Genomic DNA, 17435 nt, shown 5'->3' with positions numbered 1-17435 from the left:
TGAAGGCGTAAAATGTGCCGGTAAAGGCTTAGTTGAGTTCTTCCAAGAGCGTGGCGCTACTAGCGTTATCAACTACATCTCTGAAAAAGTATCTAAATAAGCTCAAATAAACAAACTCTAAAAAAGCAAACAGTTAACCCCTGTTTGCTTTTTTTATGTCTGAAATTCAACCCAACATGCTTTGTTATAAAAATTATAACTCTAAGATTTTATTTAATTCTGAAAGTTCTTTCACGAAGCGTTGTTTACGTCTTTTTGCCCAAAACCAAATACTTGGCAACAATAAAAAATGGATGGTTAAAGTTGGGTATATTTTTTTTAATAACTGATCTGGTGTAAAAACCTCATAAATATAAAGTCCACCATAAAAAGTTACCAATAATACTATGATCGCCCATCCAGAGTGCATGCTCAAATTGGCAATTTTTATATTATTCTCAAGCTGCTTTTTAAGCTGCTGCATGTACATAGCTGTATTTTGATTAGACCAACCCAGAGAAAAGCGTCGTAACCAAGTTAAGTAAATAACTGTTGAGATAGCAATCAACAAAACAATAGCCATCAACCCCATGGTAAAATCATCGAGTTTTTCTTTGTTAAACCAAATAATAAAGAATGCCACCAAAACACTGAGCACATCAAACAAAACATAAAACCTTTGCTTTACTCGCATTTTATTCCAAGATATTTGCAACGCTTGATAATCTGGTTTCTGCACTTCTTGTTGGTGCCATAATAGGCTTAATGGGTCTTGATTATTGGGCATCTTGAATGCTCTCCATTAATGTTTTTCTTGCTCTGTTGAGCACAACACCTGCATTTGAGGCGCTAATACCGCAAGCATCTGCAATTTCGTCATAGCTTAACCCTTCCATCGACATAGTCACCACCTGCCGAGTTTGAATAGGCATGTTTCGAATATGAATTAACATCTGTTGAATTTGTCTTTGTTGGTCTAGTTGCTCATCTGTGGTTTTAGCTTTGCTAGGCTCAGGGGTTTCTACTTCACAATATGAATCGTTTCGAGGCTGCTTGGCGTGGTACGCCACATGGGTGATGGCCTTGTTGTGAGCTACCCGCAAAATATAAGTTTTAATACTGCTATCACCTTTAAACTTAGCCAAGGCTTGCCAAACCGCCAGGGTGATTTCTTGCAGTAACTCTTGGCGCATATGAAAGTTAGCCTCATAGGTAGCCGCCACACGCCCCAATAAGGGAGCATGCTCTTTTAGTATCTGTTTGAAATCTGTACTCAATTAACTAAGGTCCATAATTACTGTTCATTACTGCGCGCACAATTACATAGTCTTTAGGCATTTAAAAATATTACAAATAATTTTATTTTAAATAATTGTGTAATAAATATTCATTACCCAAGACTATGGGAGTAATTGCAATAAAAAGGGAAAGAAACATGTACCTGTTAGTACTTCATACGCATATAAAATGGATACAGAAAACTATCAATCGCAGATTGTCTAAATCAAACAATTAGGAGCAACTTATGGACCCACTAAAAATTACTATTTTACTTTCAAGCTTAGCCTTAGCATCACTTGCTATCTGTTGGTTAGACTACAAAAAAGGTTGGCATCTAGCCGATTGGTTAAATGGCCATTGTAGTAACCCGTTTATACAAACTACTCAATCACAAAAAGTAGATACCCAGCAAAGCTCAGATGAAAAAGACGCTCTAATTTTAGAACTAAAAGAGCGAGTACAAGTATTAGAAAAAATAGTCACCGAACCTGCTTATGAGTTAAATAAAAAGCTAAATCAGCTTTGATCCATTTTTTATAACGCTATTTTTTAAAAAAAGGCACGGCTATTTTCCCCATGGCAATGGCGTTGCCTAATAACACTATTGTCACCCCTACAAACGCCTCTGTGTGCCAAGTATACCCTTCAAAAATGGTCGACAAAATTAAGGCTACTATTGGATACACTAACACCACATAAGCGGCTTTGTCTGAGCCCATTTGTTTCACCAACTGCATATAAGCACCAAAAGCTAAGACTGAGCCAAAAACGGTTAAATAAGCGAGTGAATAGTAATAATTTGGATTGCTAGGGATCACAATTTCTGCGCCACCAGCCAAAGCACTAACCGTTAAAAACAACACACCATAACTCATTGCCCAAAAGTTCATTTGGATAACAGGAGTGCCGTGGTCCAAAATTCGCTCTGAAATCACATTACCTAAAGAGGCAAAAAAGAACGAAGCCAAGGCAAAGCTAATGCCTAACACTATATATTCGTTGGCGCTTACCTTAGAAAACTCAGGTAAAAATATCAAACCGATGCCAATCAAGCCAAATGTCGCGCCCACAATTACTTCTGGGCGGATTGGCTTTTTAAGTAACACTCGACGTAACACCACATTTATATACACCATGCCTGAGCTCATCAAGGCAACGATGGCACTAATAATATATTGCTGACTTTGATAAAGCAGACTGTAGTCTAAGGTATATAAACACAGACCAACTCCAGCCATTTTGATATGGATGTGCCTAGGTAAAGCCAAAGACAACTTTTTGAATTTACAATACGCGAGTAAAATAAGGGCGGCAAAAAAGAATCGAATAGCGACTGATAAACTGGAGTCAACTTCTCCAAATTGAAATGTGATTGCTAGCCAAGTCGAGCCCCAAATCAACACAACAACAGAAAATAGCACTGGATTAGACAAAAATTTATTTCTCAAAGTGAAGGGGTATACTGCATGCTAGTGTAACCAGATAATTTGATTTAAGGACACTTCAAATGAAAAAAATATTATTGTTTTTAACCGTCACCATCATAGCTGTTGTTGCTGTGGTGTTTTACCGTGCCAATACTGTGTTTGAAAACAATCAATATCAGGTAACTGAAGCGTTACACCCCATTCAAATTGATGAATCAGCTGCACTACATAGATTTGCAGATGCCATAAAAATTAAGACCATATCCTACGACGACGCTACAAAATTAGACCCTAAAGCTTTCCTAGCATTTCACCAACATTTAGCGGACTCGTTTCCTTTGGTGCACCAACAAACAACACTACAAAAGTTTAACGACTACAGCTTGGTTTATCACTTAAAAGGCCAAAACAATAAGCTTAAGCCGGTATTATTCATGGGCCATATGGATGTAGTACCGGTCGATCCAAATACTGCATTTGAATGGTTACAGCCACCTTTTAGCGGCAATATTGTTGATGGCACTATATGGGGACGAGGAGCGATTGACGACAAGGTTACAGTGCTTGCCTTAATGGAGTCATTAGAGATATTTTTGGCTAAAGGTATTACCCCTCAGCGAGATATCTACTTTTCCTTTGGACATGATGAAGAAGCAGGAGGAGATGGTGCTCAAGCCATTGCTAAATACTTTGCGGCACAAAGTATTGAATTCGAGTACATTTTAGATGAAGGCGGATTAGTCACCGAAGGGATAGTCGCAGGAACCAGTGATCCAATAGCCGTCATTGGTGTTGCTGAAAAAGGCTTTGTAAATTTTGATCTAACAGTAAGAAGCAAAGGGGGCCATTCTTCTCAGCCACCAGCACATACTGCCGCAGGTATACTTGCAGCCGCTATTGTAAAAGTAGAGAACAATCCCTTTGAAGAGAACTTAGACTTTTTAGGCTTGATGTTTGAAAACATTGGGTATTCTATGCCCTTATCGCAACGTTTACCTTTAAGCAATTTGTGGTTACTAGAACCATTGGTCAAAAGCGCTATTTTAAGCAACCCTACCTCAGCTGCAAGTGCCCGCACCACCACTGCAGTCACTATGTTGCAAGGCAGCACTAAATCAAACGTTTTACCAACTGTAGCCAAAGCAACAGTCAATTTTAGAATATTACCTGGTGATACTATTGAGAGTATTCGAGCTCATCTAGAAGAGGTTATTGATGATCCAAGAGTGGAACTGAGCACTTCATTAGCGAACGAAGCATCATCAGTGTCCCCCACAGAGCACCTAGGGTTTAAACTGATTGAATCCACCATAAGGCGTATAGACGACAGTATTTTAGTTACCCCTTATCTTATAGTTGGGGCAACTGACTCTAGACACTTTCAAGGTTTATCAGACAATATTTATCGTTTTATGATGGTATCGCTAAATCAAGATACCTTAAGCCAGTTTCATGGGTTAAACGAACAAATCAGTGTGCAAAACTACCTAAATGCCATACAGTTTTATTATGCATTATTAGAGCAATCAGCTATTGCTAATTAAATAGCAGAAACTAGCGGCTAAAAAGCTGATTACCGCGGGCATAAAATATAGTTAAAAGTAGCATGCCTAAAGTCAAAGCTATAAACACTGGCTCAAAGGCGCTACCGAGAATATCTCGTGGCGTTTTTGCCCAAAACACCGCAAAAAATAAATGACTAGTTGCAATAAACCCAACCCAAAAATTTACATACTGAGCCCATTTAACTTGTTTTAAACCATACCAAGCAAAGTTACCCAACAACACAGTAGGAAGTAATAGGATAGTCGGGATTATGTAATGCTTGCCTATAATAAAAGTCTGCAATACTGCTAAAAATCCAATGAAAGCACATAGCGCCAACAAGTAATCTAGGCCATGGGAAACAGACAGTTTTTTCATTATTATTGTTCTCGATTTATGAAGTAATATATGAGCTAGCTTAAAAAGCTAGTACATTCGTTTGTGTTTGCGCCTTCATCATACCAAGATGCTCGCTCGACCCAAAAAATATTATTGTTAGGTTGTATATTTAGCTCACTGTCTAATAAGAAAGTATGAGCCAGCAGGCACAGTTAATCACTTCAAACTGGCTAGCCAATCAATCTGGAAATAGCCCTTGCTTGCCTTATTTCTAGGTGGTGAGGTATATGAAGCGGGTAACTTATCGGGTGCAGCATTAAGCGTTGATTCGCTTACAGATGTAGCTCAACTCTTTATACGCTCCTGCAATACTAATTTTTTGGCACAACTGTTGTTTCTTATAAATTCCATTTAGTGCTTCAGCAGCCAGCATCCTTGGGAGCAGACTAACTATTGCAAATTGTACTTAAAGAATGAAACGAAATGACAGCTTAGCTGTCTTCATATTAAGCTTAAGTCTATCCAAGAAACTGTTGGTAATATCGAAGATTACCCATTAAAAAAGTTACCAATCTCTATAAATCCAATTTCACCTGTTTTGTAGCTACCTAAGTCTAAGAAGGTGCGATTACTAATGGTTTGATACTTTTTCACTGGAGTATGTCCATGGAATACATGAAATATATTTTTTACAGGCTGCACTTTTTGCTTTCTAACATCATCGTAAAACAGCTGCGCCCTAGTCCAAAACAAGTCACTTATAGCACGATTATCTTCAATATTTTGAGGGGCCTCTAACAGCATAGTTTTCACTTGATGCCAGTCACATTTATCTGGGAGTTCTGCGTGTACTAACCCCAAATTACACCCTTCAGATATTTCTATCTCTATCGCTGCAGGCATCTTGACCATAGCATCATAATAGACTTGCAGTGATTTGTAATCTAACCCTCGGGCCCATAGACCACCCCAGCTTTGCCACTGCTTCCACACATCTTTCGATTGGCTTTCGACTACATTAATCAACATTCGCTCGTGATTGCCCTGAATGGCATGAAACCAAGGTTGAGATAGCCACGTGAGTACATTTATGGACCCCCTACCTCTATCGATTAGGTCACCAAGACTAAACAAACGGTCGACTGATGGGTTAAACTCATGCTCAATTAGCAGCTTATCGATAATATTAAAATAGCCGTGAATATCACCACAAATAAAATCTCTGCCTTGAATGTTTTGGGTAAAAAATTGATAGTTCACATTTAGCTCAATAGTTTGGGAGTAATATAGAAAAGTTGAGGTTAATTAAAATAAAACAATGTATGTTCAAAAAGCAACATTAGAAGTAAAAAATTCCATCACATTACCTTCCAACTACACATATTGCTACCTTGGGTTAACTACACTAGATATAAAAAATCGCGAGAACTAACCTAATCACTCATACTTATAATTTCAAATTAATAATCAATTGTGAACACAACATAAAAGCAAAATAAATTAACCGTAAATCATGAGATAAAACATGTTAATTGCTCAACACTCTTTATATCTTGACCGCATTCTTGGCAACTAGGGTTAAACCATATCCCTTGCAATCCTGCGCTCATAGGTGCTAGTACATCCCTTTCTAGAGAATCGCCTACCATTGTTACTTGGCTTGCTTTTACACCTAACCTACTGATGATTTTAGGATAATAACTACTATCGGTTTTACCTACACCAAGGTTTTCGCGGCAAAATACCTGGCTGATGTAATCACTTAATCCTGCACGCTGTAATGCATTACGAATTTGAACTTCAGTTGACTCTTCTGCGTTGGTAGCCAAATGACATCGGGCTTGTAGTGAAAGATGTTTAAGACAATCTAACGCCCCATCCACTACTTTGATTTGTGGCCAATCACACATAGGGCCGACTTGATTAGGGAGGTCCACCATAAGCGTGTCCCCCCAATCAAATAAATAGTGATGATGAGTCATATATAGTTATTTAACTTCGCACTTCACCGTCGCCCATAACAATGAACTTTTCTGTAGTGAGAGATTCAGCTCCCATAGGCCCGTAAGCGTGTAGTTTACTGGTTGAAATACCAATTTCTGCACCTAATCCTAATTGACCACCATCTGAGAAGCGAGATGATGCGTTAGCCATCACCACAGCAGAATTCACTCTGCGAATAAACGCTTGGGTTTTAGAATAATCTTGACTAGCAATCACTTCAGTATGGCCCGAGCCATAATCTTCGATATGTTCTATTGCTTGATCAAAGTCACTAACCACTTTAACGGCAATTTCCATGGCTAAGTATTCGGCATGCCAATCATCTTCAGTGGCTAATTGTGCCCCTTCAAAGTAACCAATACTGTTTTTACATGCATGTACAATAGTATTGTGCTCAGCCAAAAGTGCCGCCGCTTTAGGTAAAAATGTTTCAGCAATGTCTTGATGCACTAACATTGTTTCTAATGAATTACATACGCCTGTGCGTTGCGTTTTACCGTTTTTAAGTAAATTGATTGCTTTGACTTCGTCAGCAGCGCAATCCACATAAATGTGGCATACACCTTTGTAATGTTGAATCACAGGTATGCGACTATTTTCAGAAACAAAGCGTATAAGCCCTTCGCCTCCTCGAGGAATAATTAAATCAATAGACTCATTAAGGGTCATTAGTTCATTCATTACAGCCCGGTCAGTATCAGGCACCACAACAACTGCTGAGGGGTCAAGCTGCTGTTTAGCTAATGCAAACTTAATGCATTCAGCTAGGGCTAAGTTTGAGTGAACGGCTTCTTTACCACCACGTAACACTACAGCATTACCTGCCTTTAAACATAATGCAGCTGCATCAATTGTTACATTTGGTCGAGATTCATAAATCATCGCTATTACGCCAAGAGGAATCCGCATTTTTCCTACTTGAATGCCACTTGGCATACGTTCAACTTTTGAAATTGAGCCAACTGGGTCCGACTGCCCAGCAATTTCAATGACCGCATCAGCGATACCTTGAATACGCAAAGGGTCAAGCGCGAGACGGTCTAGCATAGCGGCATCTAAACCTTTTTCTTTACCTGAAGCTAAATCTTTAGCATTGGCAATTAAAATACTTTCAGTATTTGATATTAAAGACTCCGCGATATCAGTTAATAGCTGATCTTTTTGCTGAGCATTTAAGTTTGCTACTTGACGGGCAGCCTTTTTAGCTTCTTTAGCGGCGGCGGCAACGGAAAAACTCATAAATGAATCCTTAATCAATTTTAATTTATAACAATACTAGGTCATCTCGGTGCACAATGGCTTCTCCGAAAGAATAACCCAAAATACTCTCAATTTTGCTACTGTTGACCCCTTGAATATTGGCCATATCTAAAGCGTTATACATAGCTAAGCCCTTAGCGATGACTTTCTTTCCAAAGTAAATATTAACTGCATCACCTGGTTCAAACTTACCAGACACATTGATAACCCCCGAAGGCAACAATGATGCCCCATGATCTAGTAATGCCTTTTTGGCTCCTTGATCAACCTCGAGCCGTCCTTTAGCTCTCAATGTATGCCTTAACCAGCTATTACGAGCACTATCTAAACTCTTATTTGGTAAAAACACTGTACCTGGATTTTCGCCTTTAGCTAACATTAAAAAAGACGTTGGATTTTGACCGTTTACGATTAACGTCTGGATACCCGAATTAATACACTTGTCAGCCGCTTGTATTTTAGTTTGCATTCCACCTGTGCCCACATCACTGCCTGCTCCTCCGGCCAAATCGTAAATACTTTTATCGATGTGATTTACAATTGGCATTAACTTAGCGTCAGGATTTTTGCGAGGGTCTGCATCGTACAAGCCATCTATGTCTGAACAAACAATGAGGGTATCTGCTTCAGCGACTAAAGCGGTATAGGCGGCAAGGTTATCATTGTCACCCACTTTTAATTCGTTAATAGCCACAGTGTCATTTTCGTTGACTATGGGCAGTGCGTTATTTTTTAATAATTCGCGCAGGGTATTCTTAATATTTACATATCGAGTACGGTCATGCAGATCATCAGAGGTCAACAATATTTGAGCACAATCAAAATCAAATAACTTTGCCCAATTCGCCATCATTTGTGTCTGCCCAATAGCAGCCATGGCTTGTTTCTCAGCGATTGATGGACGGTGTTTATGAGCAATTTTACCTTTTCCAGCGGCCACACTCCCCGAAGAAACTAAAATCACTTCTTTACCCTTTTTACGACTATCACTGATGAATTTTGCGATTGGTGACAAATATTTTGAACTGCATTGGTTGTTAGTAGGCGCAATTAAGCTACTACCCACCTTAATTACAGCTCTTTTCCAATCTACTTGTGCCACACTATTCTCCAACTAATTATCTATCTAGGGTACGATAAATAGTCTAATAAACAAGCCGTTGTAGTTATAAGCTATGGTCTTAGAAAAGTTTTGTACTTTATTTGTGCAACTTTTTTATGCAAAATAAAACAGTTATAATAAATGTGGCAAACAAAAGGTTATTAAGGTTGCTTAATTCGAAACATATTAAAAACTAAGGCTGTGATATTATCACGTCTGTTGTTAATAAAAGATTCACTTAGAAATCTACAATTTTTTATATTAAAAACACTATTATCAGGGAATTCAATGTTTAAAAAATTTTTTACGGTAGCCGTGCTATCGTTGTCAGCTATTGCTTCAGCAAATGCTGCAATTAATCAAACTAAAGGTGATTTTGAAGATAAATTTCGCCAGTTAGACGAGTCATTACCTACACCTAACGTTTACCGTAACGCCGCCGGCGAACCCGGACATAAATATTGGCAGCAGCAGGTTGATTACAAAATTAAAGCTAAACTAGACGAACAAAAACGCCGTATAGAAGCTAGTCAAACCATCACTTATCATAACAATTCACCAGATACGTTAAAGTACTTGTGGATGCAGTTAGACCAAAATAAATTCCGAAATGATTCGATGTCTGCCATGACGACAACATTCGGTGGTATTGGTAACCGTGGCCCTGCGACAGCATCTGCATCATCAGGTAAAGCTGCTCAGCTTAGTTTAGATGCGTTACGTCGCCAGCAATTTACCGAGGATACCGTTTTAGGATACGACATTCAGTCAGTGACTGATAAAAATGGTGAAAAGCTCAAATATACGATTGTGGGCACCAATATGCGTATTGATTTACCTAGCTACTTAAAGCCAGGTAAAAAAATCACTTTCAATCTAGATTATGCTTTTAACATAGTTGAAGAAGATGCAGTTTCTGCCCGTTCTGGTTATGAACATTTTCCAGATGACGAGCGTGAAGGCGGTAATGACATATTCTTACTTGCCCAATGGTTTCCACGTTTACATTCTTATACAGACTATGAAGCTTGGACCAATAAAGAGTTTATTGGTCGTGGTGAGTTTACCTTAGAGTTTGGTAACTATGACGTAGAGCTTACTGTACCGGCGGATCATATCGTCAGTTCAACCGGTGCATTGCAAAACCCTAAGAGCGTTCTAACGTCAACTCAACGTAAACGTTTAGAGCAAGCTGAAGATGCAGACCGTATTGTGTTTGTTGTCACTGCAGAAGAAGCACTAGAAAACGAAAAAGAAGGCACAGATAAGCTAAAAACTTGGAAGTTTAGCGCTAAGAATGTTCGTGATTTTGCTTGGGCATCTTCTCGTAAATTCATGTGGGATGCCCGTGGTCACCAACAAGATGGTGATGACCAGCCTCTAGTAATGGCGATGTCTTTTTACCCTAAAGAGGGTGGGGACTTATGGGAGAAGTATTCAACTGAAGCCATAATCCAAACTTTAGAAGTATACTCACGTTTTTCTTTTGATTACCCATACCCGGTTGCTCAGTCTGTTAACGGACCTGTAGGCGGTATGGAATATCCAATGATCACTTTTAATGGCCCTCGTACTGAATTACAAAAAGACGGAAGTCGTACCTATTCTCAAGCTGAAAAACGCTTTTTAATTGGTGTAGTTATTCATGAAATTGGTCATATTTATTTTCCGATGATTGTTAACTCTGATGAACGCCAATGGACGTGGATGGATGAAGGGCTTAATAGCTTTTTAGACGGTGTAGCAGGGCGTGAGTGGGATCCAACTATTCCTTGGGGTGTAGAGCCTCGTGACATTGTAGGTTACATGAAGTCTTCTACACAAGTGCCTATTATGACTCAATCAGACAGCGTATTACGTTTAGGCCCTAATGCTTACACTAAACCTGCAGCCGCGTTGAATATTCTTCGTGAGACTATTCTAGGCCGTGAATTATTTGATTTTGCTTTTAAAGAATATGCACAGCGCTGGAAATACAAACGCCCTACTCCTTCTGACTTTTTCCGTACTATGGAAGAAGCTTCGGGTGTTGATTTAGACTGGTTCTGGCGTGGTTGGTTCTACAGCACAGACCATGTCGATATTTCTATTGATAATGTATATAAGCTACGTTTAGACACACACGATCCTGATATTGACTTTAACCGTCTACGTCAAGAAGAGCTTGATAAACCTTTGTCACTAACTGACGAACGCAACAAAGCAGAAGGCAAAAAGTTGTGGGTTGAACGTTTCCCTGACATTACTGACTTTTATGACGAAAATGACCGCTTTACGGTTACCAATAAAGAACGTAACAAGTACCAAAAGTTTTTAAGTAAACTTAAGCCTTGGGAGAAGGCAACGTTAGAACGTGCCGTTGCTGAAGACAAAAACTACTATGTATTGGATTTTTCAAATAATGGTGGATTAGTTATGCCAATCATATTGGATCTTGAATTTGCAGATGGCACAACTGAAAACCAATATATTCCAGCTGAAATATGGCGTAGAACGCCAAAAGCGGTGAGTAAGTTAATTGTTACTGATAAAGACAAAGAGCTAGTGAGTGTGACAGTTGATCCTCGTTGGGAAACTGCTGATGTTGACGTTAATAACAATCACTATCCTCGTCAAATTATACCTTCTCGTATCGAAGCTTATAAACGTAAGAAAAGTACCAGTAAGGTGTCTCGAGATATCATGCAAGATATCAAAACTGAGGCAAAATCTTATGATAAAGACGCTGCTGAAGACGAAGACTCAAACTAAGTATGAGTAAGTTTGTAAAACTATTAGTGGGAACGCTGTTATTCACAGCGTTTTCGCTATGTGCTCATCAGCAAAAAACATCGATAAGCACGGTGTTGTTCAATCCTCGTACTAATAATATTGAGATTATGCATCGTTTTAGAGTGCATGATGCAGAACATGCTGCTAAAGAAATTTTTGGTAAAGATGCTGATATGATTGATTCAGAAAGCACTCAGAAACAATTTAGCAATTATGTAAATGAGCGCTTTAGCTTGTTTGATAGCCAACAGCAACCAATAGAGTTAAAGGTGGTGGGTCATGAGTTAGAGGGTAATTTCTTTTGGGTGTATCAAGAAACGACACAGCCAACCAAGTTAGAAAACCTCACAATACGCCATGACGCATTGCGTGACTTATGGCCAGAACAAGTCAATACCATTAATGTTGAAGGCAAAGGTAAGTTGCAAACCTTAACCTTTGCAGATTCAGTTGAGTTGCTAGAAGTATCTCTTAAACAACACTAATTAAATCTGTTTCTGAAAATGCCTTTGTAATCTTTACAGAGGCTTTTTTATGGTCTGCTGTATATTTTTCTAATTGTTCTCAAATCTTGATCTAGATCAAAAATCAGCATTATCCACGGCTTAAACTCCGTCCAGAACTTAAGGGTTTTGTTTGAGGAGATCAATAATGTGGAACTTAATTTTAAATGACCCAGTGGCTTGGGGCTCAATTTTGGGGATAGGCGTGGTCGTGTCTTTATGCAGTTACTATGCGTATTTGTTTATTCATAACGTCAGTGAAAACCTTTGAAAGGTTAGTAGGGCTGCTCCATAGAAAACGGTAGTACGCTAGCTTTTTGTGCAGACTGAGGGTTGCCTATCATTTCGTCATAAGGTGATTCATGTGACATCTGTGCCGTCAGTACTCTGCAATTGGAAAATGCATTTCTCACATCTTGGCTGCTTAAAAAGCGCATGGGTTTGTCACCATCGTATACCAAGCCTGTAATACCATTTACTTCTAATTCAACCAAGTAAATACTCATCTCATATGAATGTACGGTAAGTTTGTCTACAACAGTATGGTCAGACTCAATTGTTTTTAAATTAAATTTTGAAAGGGCCATTAGATTTAAGCTTGTTCGTTTCAATTATTAAATACTACGGCATGTTTACTCATTTGGTTCAACTACCCGAAAGGATATAGGGCGTTTATCTAATCAGTATATCCCCATGGTGCTTTAGGGGGTGGAATAGGGTTAGTTAAATCAAAGTCGACTCTAAACTCGCGCCCTGCACGGACTAATCGATATGAAAAAGTATTTGGGTAAATGTACATTTGCCACACATTGGTAATCGACTGAGGTAAACCTTGCTTGGCAAATAACTCTTTTGAATACTGATCTGCGGGGAAAGATTGAATCTGCTCAAAGCCCGCATCTAAGGTGTGGCCACCATACATAGTGACGGGATCATAACTGCCGTCTTTATGTCTGTGATCATGCTTAAGGCTCAATCCACTGCCTGTTTTCTTGATGATCCAAGTACGTGACGCATTGTCGCCAACATAAAAAGGTATTTGTAACTCAACGTCATCACAATAACGGACAAACATAACCAACTTAGCATCAAAGGCTGCGCTGGGTTGGTTATCAACTGTGACTTTACCTTCAAATGCTTTACCACAATGCTCGGTGATATTAGAGAAAAACCTATCCTGAGTAGGGATTGAAACGAGTGGTGCCGAGGCTGAAAAGGCTAGGGTTGAGATAAAGCTAGTGACAATAATAACAGTAAATTTGAATAACATTATGGGCTAGTACTCTGATTAATGCATGTAATTTAGATTTAATTTTACATACTATTCAATACCTTACAATAAAATTTAAATGAACATAACTCACTACTAACAATATCTTTTTTCTTGATAAAAGAACTTATTTGAAACTTTAGAGAGTAAAATGCTCTAAAACCGAGTCTATTTATTAAGAGCTTTCGTTTTTTAAGGCTTATCTCATTGGTACTTGTTAATTTACTAACTACACATATCAATTGAGATGAATTTTAAGTAGGCTAATATCTAAAGGGTTTTGCTAAGAAGAGAACATTATGAACGAGCAATCTAACAAGTCATTAGTGCCCCATTTTACTATTGGCGCAATTGTAGTTTTAATCATTTTGATTGTATTACTATGGCCATCCGAGCCTACTCCTTATGTACCTAGGTTGGAGGCAGAGACCAGTGCAGAACCTATTGAAAGAACACCTACAGAGAAACCGGATGTAGATACCTCCCCTGAATTTCAAGCTCCTCCTGCCATGAACGAATTTGTTGAGCCAAAACTAGAAACAGAGGCTGAGGCTGAGCCCAAAATAGCACCAGCTCCTAAACCATTAGATGTGAGTGACGGAACCATAAAAACCAAGCTACTTACGCTATCTGATTACGATGCTTTTTCTCGTTTACTCATTAATGATGCATTATTAGAGCGGTTTGTGGTTATGACAACAACTCTGGCTGATGAAGATATTTCCGCCAACAACAGATTACTTTCACAGCCTGAAAAGCCTTTCCGTACCTACAATCAAGCTGGTAAAAGTTGGATAGATCCTGCAAGTTACAAACGCTACACCTCTTATGTTGATGTATTTGAATCTTTAGAAGCAGCACCTCTAATAGCATTATATGATGAATACAAACCTGCGATTAATGATATATTTGCAGAAATTGGCAATCCAAACGACAGCTTTGATGACAAATTGTCTGATGCTATAGATATACTGCTAGACACCCCAGAAGTACCAGTGCCAGTAGAGGTTTATACTGACAGCGTAATGTTTAAATATGCAGATGAAAGAATTGAATCTTTATCAGCGCCTCAAAAACAACTATTACGTACGGGCCCAGAAAATATGCGCCGCATCAAAGCAAAATTAAGAGAAATTCAAAGCGTCTTACAGGGTACCTAATTACTCATGGAAAACTTTGATTTAGGCTCTTTTCAAGCGCAGATAGACTCTCAACAAAATGCTATGCCGCCGTTGGAAAAATGGAACCCTGATTTTTGTGGCAACATAGACATGCAAATAAAGCATGATGGTAGCTGGCTTTATATGGGTACGCCTATAGGGCGTAAAGCATTGGTTAAACTTTTTGCTAGTGTATTAAAGCGTGAAAGCGACGAATACTTCCTGGTGACACCTGCAGAAAAAGTTGGAATTCAAGTTGTAGATGCCCCCTTTATTATTACTCAATGGCAACACGAAAAAGATGAGTTAGTACTAACTTCTAATATAGGCGATATTTTAAAAGTTAGCGCTGAAAACCCAATAGAACTGTTGAACGATAAATTAACAGGTGCCACCTTACCCTATGCCAAAGTTCGCCGAAATTTGTGGGCCCGTATCCACCAAAATGTATTTTATCAACTAGCCGAATTAGGCCTAGAGCAAAATATCAAAGGTCAGGCTCACTTAACGCTAAATAGCGGTAACTACCGCTTTAGTTTAGGGGTAATGTAGAGGCATTTATTCGTACAGGTACATTTATTTGTTGCTAAAAAAAGTAAAGCCTGTTGGTGCGGGCTAACAAGTAGTCCGAATCACCTGTTAGAGATACAACTAAAGATTATTGATTAACAGTGGCAGTTCTACCTATAAAAATTAGGAAACTTCTACATACCTGTTTTAATAGGCTCATACAAGGCTATTAAAAATGCTGTTGAATTGTTACAAATTAAGAAGAATAGAAATAGGTAAAGTAGCAGATTTAACTGCTCCAATAGGTTATCGTCTTCCCGATGGTTCACTAGTAAAAATAGTGAGTTTTGTTTTGAAAGACAAGTAAAATGCCAAGCACCTGTGCACTAAGTTTATTACTAATTAGCATATGTTAAAGGCAGTCTAAAAAGGAACCTTATTGTCATTTCATCGACTAATCATCAGCAATTATTTTACTTGAAAGTCTTTTTAATATTTACTGGTCTTTTAAGTACTTAAACCTTACATTCACTCACAACTAATACAAAATGTATGTAAGTTAACCCAGAGAACAGCAGTGGAGACAAATAATGAAAACCAGTTTAGTTTTATTAGCAACGCTACTTGTTAGCGCTAACACGTTAGCGGCTAATAATTTTGATGCTACAGCAGAGAAAATTAAAAAAGCCTTAGCCTCAGATATTAGAACCGAAGCCGATACCGTTCGAGATAAAAACCGTAAAGCACTAAAAACACTAGAATTTTTTGGTTTACGTGACGATATGAAAGTCATCGAGCTTATTCCTGGTGGTGGCTGGTATACCAAAATTCTAGCCCCAGTTGTTAATAAGAAAGGTCAATACTACGCAGCTATAGGGACAGGCCGCGTTGAAAAATTGCTTGATGAGCCAGGCTTTAAAAATGCAAAAATTGTAGCCAAAGATGCTAATTTTTATCGTAAAGAAGGCGAGCGTGAATTTTCTTTATCAGGTGACTCTTTAGAGGTCAAAAACCTAGATATGGTACTTACTTTCCGTAACTACCATAACTTTGGTGAAGACGGTCGTCGCCATATGAATAAACTTTCCTTTGATGCACTTAAGCCAGGTGGCATATATGCTGTAGTTGACCACACAAGACGTCACATGGAAGCGGATAATTCACAGAACGGCCGCAGAGTAGACCCTGTTTTAGCCATTAAAGAAATACAAGAAGCTGGGTTTGAGTTCGTTGACTACAGTGATTTACACTACCGTATTGACGACGAGTTACGTTACGAAGTAGGGGTTAAAACAGTGACAGGTAACACTGACCGCTGGACCCTTAAGTTCCGTAAGCCTAAGTAAATATTCTTAGAGTATAATTTTAAAAAAAGGCCGCTATTTAGCGGCCTTTTTTTATGAGGTAACGGTACGGAGAGTGTTCGATTAATTGATCCAGCAGCTCATGTTCCATAAAACGGCAAAAGCTGGGGATATCCCGAGTGGTAGAATGGTCATCAGCCACTACCGCTAGGGTATCACCTATTTGCATTTCACGAATTTTAAGGCGCACCATCATCACGGGCTCTGGGCAACGCAGGCCGATTGCATCCAATTGGAAATCCGCAGACTTAAAAGAGCTAGGGTCACTCACAGTTGACTATATTCCGTAGTCTAAGCAGTACTGCTTGATATTTGCTAAATGCTCGGCCATTTCTGGTTTATCTGCCAAGTATTCAACCAAATCAGCCAAGCTAACAATACTGACAACTTGAGTATTAAAGTCACGTTCGACTTCTTGAATAGCTGATAATTCACCTTGGCCTTTTTCTTGTCTGTCTAGTGCTATCAATACACCAGCAAGGTCTGCTTTGTTCGCTTCAATTAGCAACATTGATTCACGAATTGCAGTACCTGCAGTAATAACATCATCAACTAACATTATTTTACCGGCTAATGGGCTACCTACTAGATTACCGCCTTCGCCATGGGTTTTAGCTTCTTTACGGTTAAAACAATAAGGTTTATCTACCCCATGTTTATCCGCAAGGGCTACCGCTGTGGTGGTGGCAATAGGGATGCCTTTATAGGCGGGCCCAAACAGCACATCATATTCGATGGCAGCGTTTTGTAACGCTTTTGCGTAAAATTGCCCAAGCTTGGCTAAATCACCGCCAGTATTAAACAAACCTGCATTAAAAAAGTAAGGGCTAGTGCGGCCTGATTTAAGGGTAAACTGACCAAACTTTAAAACATTACGAGCTAAAGCAAACTCAATAAAATTACGTTGATAATCTTGCAT

General features: G+C 38.9%; 20 protein-coding genes. 8 read left to right on the top strand and 12 right to left on the bottom strand.

Features of this window, described 5'->3' with window-relative positions; translation table 11 throughout:
• Window positions 1-193: 193 nt before the first annotated feature.
• Both ABJD71_RS07355 and ABJD71_RS07350 read right to left on the bottom strand, forming a co-directional pair.
• Window positions 194-766: a hypothetical protein gene (locus tag ABJD71_RS07355; RefSeq protein WP_348166793.1), complete on the bottom strand. Its 573-nt coding sequence runs from the start codon at window positions 764-766 to the stop codon at window positions 194-196.
• Window positions 756-1256: an RNA polymerase sigma factor gene (locus ABJD71_RS07350; RefSeq protein WP_348166790.1), complete on the bottom strand. Its 501-nt coding sequence runs from the start codon at window positions 1254-1256 to the stop codon at window positions 756-758. Before ABJD71_RS07350 ends, ABJD71_RS07355 begins: the two co-directional genes overlap by 11 nt.
• A 248-nt stretch (window positions 1257-1504) precedes the next feature.
• On the opposite strand from ABJD71_RS07350, the gene ABJD71_RS07345 reads away from it, so the two are divergent.
• Entirely contained in the window at window positions 1505-1786 is a 282-nt protein-coding gene (locus ABJD71_RS07345) for a hypothetical protein (protein ID WP_348166788.1), read from the top strand.
• 16 nt (window positions 1787-1802) lie between these two features.
• Here the strand turns inward: ABJD71_RS07345 and ABJD71_RS07340 are convergent, their stop codons facing one another.
• A complete protein-coding gene (locus tag ABJD71_RS07340; protein WP_348166785.1) occupies window positions 1803-2693 on the bottom strand; it encodes an EamA family transporter in 891 nt (296 codons plus the stop codon).
• 74 nt (window positions 2694-2767) lie between these two features.
• Here ABJD71_RS07340 and ABJD71_RS07335 point away from each other — a divergent pair, with 74 nt between their 5' ends.
• On the top strand, window positions 2768-4231 hold the full coding sequence (locus ABJD71_RS07335; protein ID WP_348166782.1) for a M20 family peptidase: 1464 nt from the start codon (window positions 2768-2770) through the stop codon (window positions 4229-4231).
• A gap of 10 nt (window positions 4232-4241) precedes the next feature.
• Here the strand turns inward: ABJD71_RS07335 and ABJD71_RS07330 are convergent, their stop codons facing one another.
• The 5 genes from ABJD71_RS07330 to proB all read right to left on the bottom strand — a co-directional run bounded on the left by ABJD71_RS07330 (window position 4242) and on the right by proB (window position 8937).
• The gene (locus ABJD71_RS07330; protein ID WP_348166779.1) at window positions 4242-4610 is read right to left on the bottom strand and encodes a hypothetical protein; all 369 of its coding nucleotides are present in this window, start codon (window positions 4608-4610) and stop codon (window positions 4242-4244) included.
• A 510-nt stretch (window positions 4611-5120) separates the two neighbouring features.
• Entirely contained in the window at window positions 5121-5831 is a 711-nt protein-coding gene (locus ABJD71_RS07325) for a metallophosphoesterase (RefSeq protein WP_348166776.1), read from the bottom strand.
• A 251-nt stretch (window positions 5832-6082) separates the two neighbouring features.
• On the bottom strand, window positions 6083-6511 hold the full coding sequence (locus ABJD71_RS07320) for an HAD family hydrolase (protein ID WP_348166773.1): 429 nt from the start codon (window positions 6509-6511) through the stop codon (window positions 6083-6085).
• A gap of 52 nt (window positions 6512-6563) precedes the next feature.
• On the bottom strand, window positions 6564-7814 hold the full coding sequence (locus ABJD71_RS07315; RefSeq protein ID WP_348166770.1) for a glutamate-5-semialdehyde dehydrogenase: 1251 nt from the start codon (window positions 7812-7814) through the stop codon (window positions 6564-6566).
• A gap of 25 nt (window positions 7815-7839) precedes the next feature.
• Window positions 7840-8937, bottom strand: a complete 1098-nt coding sequence (gene proB, locus ABJD71_RS07310; RefSeq protein ID WP_348166767.1) for a glutamate 5-kinase — start codon at window positions 8935-8937, stop codon at window positions 7840-7842.
• A gap of 288 nt (window positions 8938-9225) precedes the next feature.
• On the opposite strand from proB, the gene ABJD71_RS07305 reads away from it, so the two are divergent.
• From ABJD71_RS07305 to ABJD71_RS07295, 3 genes are all read left to right on the top strand, one after another.
• Window positions 9226-11688 (top strand): M1 family metallopeptidase, encoded by a 2463-nt coding sequence (locus tag ABJD71_RS07305; protein ID WP_348166764.1) that lies wholly within the window; start codon window positions 9226-9228, stop codon window positions 11686-11688.
• Window positions 11689-11690: 2 nt separating this feature from the next.
• Entirely contained in the window at window positions 11691-12194 is a 504-nt protein-coding gene (locus tag ABJD71_RS07300; protein ID WP_348166761.1) for a DUF6702 family protein, read from the top strand.
• 166 nt (window positions 12195-12360) lie between these two features.
• Window positions 12361-12483 (top strand): hypothetical protein, encoded by a 123-nt coding sequence (locus ABJD71_RS07295; RefSeq protein ID WP_348166758.1) that lies wholly within the window; start codon window positions 12361-12363, stop codon window positions 12481-12483.
• Window positions 12484-12487: 4 nt separating this feature from the next.
• Here the strand turns inward: ABJD71_RS07295 and ABJD71_RS07290 are convergent, their stop codons facing one another.
• Window positions 12488-12799 (bottom strand): DUF6482 family protein, encoded by a 312-nt coding sequence (locus ABJD71_RS07290; protein WP_348166755.1) that lies wholly within the window; start codon window positions 12797-12799, stop codon window positions 12488-12490.
• Window positions 12800-12888: 89 nt separating this feature from the next.
• Window positions 12889-13482 (bottom strand): hypothetical protein, encoded by a 594-nt coding sequence (locus ABJD71_RS07285; RefSeq protein ID WP_348166752.1) that lies wholly within the window; start codon window positions 13480-13482, stop codon window positions 12889-12891.
• A 299-nt stretch (window positions 13483-13781) separates the two neighbouring features.
• Here ABJD71_RS07285 and ABJD71_RS07280 point away from each other — a divergent pair, with 299 nt between their 5' ends.
• The 3 genes from ABJD71_RS07280 to ABJD71_RS07270 all read left to right on the top strand — a co-directional run bounded on the left by ABJD71_RS07280 (window position 13782) and on the right by ABJD71_RS07270 (window position 16498).
• The gene (locus ABJD71_RS07280; RefSeq protein ID WP_348166749.1) at window positions 13782-14642 is read left to right on the top strand and encodes a DUF3014 domain-containing protein; all 861 of its coding nucleotides are present in this window, start codon (window positions 13782-13784) and stop codon (window positions 14640-14642) included.
• A 6-nt stretch (window positions 14643-14648) separates the two neighbouring features.
• Window positions 14649-15194 (top strand): DUF1285 domain-containing protein, encoded by a 546-nt coding sequence (locus tag ABJD71_RS07275; RefSeq protein ID WP_348166746.1) that lies wholly within the window; start codon window positions 14649-14651, stop codon window positions 15192-15194.
• 548 nt (window positions 15195-15742) lie between these two features.
• Window positions 15743-16498 carry a methyltransferase gene (locus ABJD71_RS07270; protein WP_348166743.1) on the top strand — a complete coding sequence of 252 codons (756 nt, stop codon included), beginning with the start codon at window positions 15743-15745 and terminating at the stop codon, window positions 16496-16498.
• Between the two features lie 37 nt (window positions 16499-16535).
• Here ABJD71_RS07270 and tusA read toward each other — a convergent pair whose 3' ends face one another.
• The gene (gene tusA, locus ABJD71_RS07265) at window positions 16536-16787 is read right to left on the bottom strand and encodes a sulfurtransferase TusA (protein ID WP_348166740.1); all 252 of its coding nucleotides are present in this window, start codon (window positions 16785-16787) and stop codon (window positions 16536-16538) included.
• A 6-nt stretch (window positions 16788-16793) separates the two neighbouring features.
• Window positions 16794-17435 carry an orotate phosphoribosyltransferase gene (gene pyrE, locus ABJD71_RS07260; RefSeq protein WP_348166737.1) on the bottom strand — a complete coding sequence of 214 codons (642 nt, stop codon included), beginning with the start codon at window positions 17433-17435 and terminating at the stop codon, window positions 16794-16796.

This window comes from Paraglaciecola sp. (genome assembly GCF_039943935.1).
Classification (GTDB): Bacteria; Pseudomonadota; Gammaproteobacteria; order Enterobacterales; family Alteromonadaceae; genus Paraglaciecola.
Note: the sequence above shows the minus strand (reverse complement) of the source record. Positions and strands in the feature narration are given on the sequence as shown.